Here is a 4,479-nt window from a genome sequence, read left to right as displayed (position 1 = left end):
ATTATATTCAGTTTATAAAGATTACTTTACAAACTTAAATTACATTGTTAAAGATCATCCATTTCTCGTAACACTTGATGTCACTTAAATTGGACGGGAATTATAGGGGGTTTTATTTGCTTTGTCAAGGGGATTTGCTAAATGTTCGCTTAAATTTGTTAATTTGGGTGGGTTTTTTATATTTTAGTTATTTTTAAATCTGTTTAGTTTCACAAAATTCTTAATAATATAATAAATATTCTAATAATAGTACAATACATTAATGACAAGCTAATTTAAAGTAAGAATGAAATTCACCCATAACTTTAATAATTACAATAGCAAGACATTGAATGTCAAAAATTTTATAAACTCAACAATTAAAAATAAATATCTTTATTTTAATTACTTTTATTTGAATTTATTAACTATCGTCATAACCAAGAAAGGTATAATTATGAGAAAAGATATAATTACATGATAACACAAGCAAAAAAGCAAAAAAACTTAATACTAGCAAATCTAATTTTAAACGCAATTGGAAATATAGCAACTACATTAACAGGTGAAAATGAAAAAGATAAGATTATAGAAATATTAAATAAATATATTAATATGGATATAAATAGATTAAGTTATAAAAATATTAGTGTATATAAAGTAGAAAATGAAATAGCAGGAATAATAATAGCTTATGATTCAAATAGAATCAAAGAGTTTGATAAACCTGTTTTAGAATATTTAGCTTCCAAAGGCATTTTTAGAAATGCTTTTGAAAGAGAGTGTTTTAAAGATGAATTTTATATAGATACAGTAAGTGTTTTTGAAAAGTTTCAAGGACAAGGATTTGCAAAAGAGCTATTCGCTTTTGTAGAAAAAAAAGCCCAAGAGTTAGGCTTCAAAAAACTATCTCTTTTAGTCTCTTTTGAAAAACAAAAAGCATTAAAACTATATGAAAAAATAGGTTTTAAAAAGAATACTATTTTAGAAGTATCAAAACATAAATATCATCATATGGTAAAAATACTTTGAGTTAAAATTTATTATGAAAAGTTTTATGTAGAAAGTTTTTAATTAAAGTACTATGATGTTTTAGTACTTTTTACAATCATATATTTATAACCATTTTATTCACATATATAAAAAGTAAGCTGTAACTAAGATTTAAATTGTTTAGTTTTAACAATTCAGTAAGCATTTAGTTATAAAAATATACAATTATTTCAAAAGCCTAAAACAAATAATATTCATTCAAAGGAATTAAGTATGAGATTAAGTTCAATTTTTAAAAGTGCCATTGTATCTACTCTATTAGTGAGTGCTGCACTTCAAGCTAAACCTGTTTATATTGCAACAACGGCAATTGTTGAGCATCCTGCATTAGATGCAGTAAGAGATGGAATCAAACAAACATTAAATGACAATGGGTATAGTGGAGATAAACTAAAATTTACTTATGAAAGTGCACAGGGGAAAACAGATATTGCAGCACAAATTGCACGTAAAATGGTGGGTGATGCACCAGATATAATTGTTGCGATTGCTACACCTTCTGCTCAAGCTGCTGTTACAGTAAGTAATACTATTCCAGTTGTATTTTCAGCTGTTACAGATCCTCTTGCTGCGAAACTTGTTCCAAAATTAAAACAACCAGGTGGGAATGTAACAGGATTATCAGATATGGCAAATATTAAAGAACACCTTGCATTAATTAAAGAATTTGTTCCAAACCTAAAAGCAGTTGGTATTCCATATAATCCAGGGGAAACAAACTCAGTTTCAATGTTAGCTTCTATCAAAATAGAAGCAGAAAAAATGGGAATTAAAATCATAGAAGCTGCGGCACCAAAATCATCAGATGTAATGATTGCAACTAAACAATTAGTTGGTAAAGTAGATGCTATTTACTGTCCAATTGATAATACTATTATTTCTGCTGTTGAGTCCGTTGTAAAAGTTGGTATTGATGCACAAATTCCAGTATTTGCTGGTGATACAGATACAGTTTCACGTGGTGCTATTGCTGCTGTTGGTTATGACTATTTTGATTTAGGTCGTCAAACTGGAGATATTGTTGTTCGAATATTAAAAGGCGAAAAAGCTGGCTCTATTGATGTTAAAATGGCAAAAGGTACTAATTTATTTGTTAATCCAAAAATGGCTAAACGAATGGGTGTTAAAATTCCTGAAGCAGTACTTACACGTGCTACTAAAATTATTAAATAATAAAAGTTGTTAAATTGTCACTTTATGCTTTCTTAGGAACATTAGAAATAGGTTTTATTTATGGTTTAGTTGCTATGGGTGTTTACCTTACTTTTCGTATTTTAGATTTTCCAGATTTAACTGTTGATGGAAGCTTTACATTAGGGGCTGCTGTAACTGCAACTTTAATTGTTTCTGGTGTTAATCCCTATTTATCAACATTAATTGGTACACTTGCTGCTGCTTGTGCTGGAATAGTAACTGCATGGTTAAACTTACGTTTTAATATTCTTCATTTATTAGCCAGTATTTTAACAATGACTGCTTTATACACTATTAATCTTCGTGTAATGGGTAAACCTAACGTTGCTTTAATTATGGAACCAACTATGCTAACTCCCTTTGAAAACCTAGGCATTCCTGCCATGTATATGAAAGTTATATTTGTTGCTGTATGCGCAATCATAGGTGGGTTATTAGTAGCTTGGTTTTTATATACTCAATATGGTTTAGCAATGCGTGCAGTAGGTTCAAATAAACGAATGGCACAGGCAAATGGTATTGTAGTTAATGAAAAAGTATATGTGGGATTAGCATTATCAAATGGACTTGTTGGACTTGCAGGTGCTTTATTTGCACAAACTAGCGGATTTGCTGATTCTACTATGGGAATAGGTACAATTGTTGTTGGTTTAGCTGCTGTTATAATTGGAGAATCTTTATTTGCAACTCGTTCAATTCTTGTGATTGTGATGAGCTGTATAGTTGGATCAATCCTATATAGAGTTGCTGTTTCCATGGCATTAAATGCTGACTTTTTAGGTTTTCAAGCTTCAGATTTAAATTTACTTACAGCGGTGCTTGTTGCTTTAGCCTTAGTTTTTCCTAAATTACGTAGTGAATGGAAAGCCAAAAAAGCAAAAGGAAAAATAAAATGATCTGTTGTAAAAATTTACATGTTACGTTTAATCATGGTTTACCAACTGAAAAACTGGCTTTAAGAGGAATAGATTTAACTATTCCAACTAGTGAATTTGTTACAGTTATTGGTTCTAATGGTGCAGGGAAGTCAACACTTCTTAATACAATTGCTGGAGATATTGAATCAACTCATGGTAGTATCTTATTTGATGATAGAGATGTTACAAATTTACCTGCGACAGCTCGTACTAAAGATATAGCACGTGTATTTCAAGATCCACTTGCAGGAACTTGCGGTAATTTAACAGTAGAAGAAAATATGGCACTTGCATATGGTCGGGGTAATCGTGGTTCTTTATCTTTTGCATTAAATAATAAATTACGTAAAATATTTAGAGAACAGTTAAGTAGACTTAATCTTGGTTTAGAAGATCGATTAGATTCTGAAATGGGATTATTATCTGGTGGACAACGTCAGTCTGTTAGTTTATTAATGTCTGCATTACAACCAAGTAGTATTTTGTTATTAGATGAACATACAGCAGCATTAGACCCTAAGACAGCTGCGCTTATTATGGACATTTCTTCACAAATTATTAAAGAAAAATCATTAACTGTAATGATGGTAACTCACTCAATGCGTCAAGCACTAGATCATGGATCACGTACAATCATGTTACATGAAGGTAAAATCATTTTTGATTTAGCCGGGAAGGAACGATCGCAATATGAAGTAAAAGATTTACTTAATTTATTCGCACTTGCTCGTAAAGATGGTGAAGAATTAGATGATGATAAATTATTATTGGATGCTTAAAAAATAGCTTTATATATTAACTAAAATTAAGTAGCCTATAATATTTCTATTTATCTTCAAATTTTATTGAAGATAAACCATTTAAATAACCATGAGATATTATTCTATATTGAAATATTAGAATCAATCTAATAAATAGAAATAAAAAAGAAGGTTAATCGAAAGATTGACCTTTTTTTATGCAAAAAAATCCAATAAAATATATTTGTCAAGAGTATAAATAAACTAAAAATCATTAAAAATAATATAGATTATGATAAAAGAAAAGAATAAAGAAATATTTAGAACATAGAAATTAAATATAAGAAAGCAAGAATAAGAAAGGCAAAATAAGCATAAACCGCTCAAAAAAAAAGCTTAGCTCTTCACACTAGAATAAGTGTAAAAAGCTAAGCTAATTTGAATAAATACTCAAGAGCTGGCAGTGACCTACGTTTCCGACAAGGGGACCCTGCAGTATTATCAGCGATGAAGAGCTTGACTTCCAGGTTCGAAATGGGACTGGGTATTTCCTCTTCTCTATAACCACCAGCAAAACTGAGTAATCAATATATATA

The 4,479-nt window shown here is 29.7% G+C and carries 4 protein-coding genes and 1 rRNA gene; 4 read left to right on the top strand and 1 reads right to left on the bottom strand.

From position 1 onward, the window contains the following. Nucleotides 1-456: 456 nt before the first annotated feature. The 4 genes from D9T19_RS14240 to D9T19_RS14225 all read left to right on the top strand — a co-directional run bounded on the left by D9T19_RS14240 (nt 457) and on the right by D9T19_RS14225 (nt 3,922). A complete protein-coding gene (locus tag D9T19_RS14240) occupies nt 457-1,011 on the top strand; it encodes a GNAT family N-acetyltransferase (RefSeq protein WP_121628912.1) in 555 nt (184 codons plus the stop codon). A gap of 234 nt (nt 1,012-1,245) precedes the next feature. Further along, the gene (locus D9T19_RS14235) at nt 1,246-2,205 is read left to right on the top strand and encodes an ABC transporter substrate-binding protein (RefSeq protein ID WP_121628911.1); all 960 of its coding nucleotides are present in this window, start codon (nt 1,246-1,248) and stop codon (nt 2,203-2,205) included. Nucleotides 2,206-2,219: 14 nt separating this feature from the next. After that, entirely contained in the window at nt 2,220-3,122 is a 903-nt protein-coding gene (locus D9T19_RS14230; RefSeq protein WP_121628910.1) for an ABC transporter permease, read from the top strand. Continuing rightward, on the top strand, nt 3,119-3,922 hold the full coding sequence (locus tag D9T19_RS14225) for an ABC transporter ATP-binding protein (RefSeq protein ID WP_121628909.1): 804 nt from the start codon (nt 3,119-3,121) through the stop codon (nt 3,920-3,922). Before D9T19_RS14230 ends, D9T19_RS14225 begins: the two co-directional genes overlap by 4 nt. 416 nt (nt 3,923-4,338) lie before the next feature. Here the strand turns inward: D9T19_RS14225 and rrf are convergent. Further along, a 5S ribosomal RNA gene (gene rrf, locus D9T19_RS14220) occupies nt 4,339-4,455 on the bottom strand. Nucleotides 4,456-4,479: the final 24 nt, after the last annotated feature.

Origin of the sequence: Poseidonibacter antarcticus (assembly GCF_003667345.1) — a bacterium.
Lineage (GTDB): Bacteria > Campylobacterota > Campylobacteria > Campylobacterales > Arcobacteraceae > Poseidonibacter > Poseidonibacter antarcticus.
Note: the sequence above shows the minus strand (reverse complement) of the source record. Positions and strands in the feature narration are given on the sequence as shown.

Coding starts and splice junctions, on each gene's coding strand:
- D9T19_RS14240 (WP_121628912.1), top strand. CDS start 457: ATGATAACACAAGCAAAAAAGCAAAAAAACTTAATACTAGCAAATCTA.
- D9T19_RS14235 (WP_121628911.1), top strand. CDS start 1,246: ATGAGATTAAGTTCAATTTTTAAAAGTGCCATTGTATCTACTCTATTA.
- D9T19_RS14225 (WP_121628909.1), top strand. CDS start 3,119: ATGATCTGTTGTAAAAATTTACATGTTACGTTTAATCATGGTTTACCA.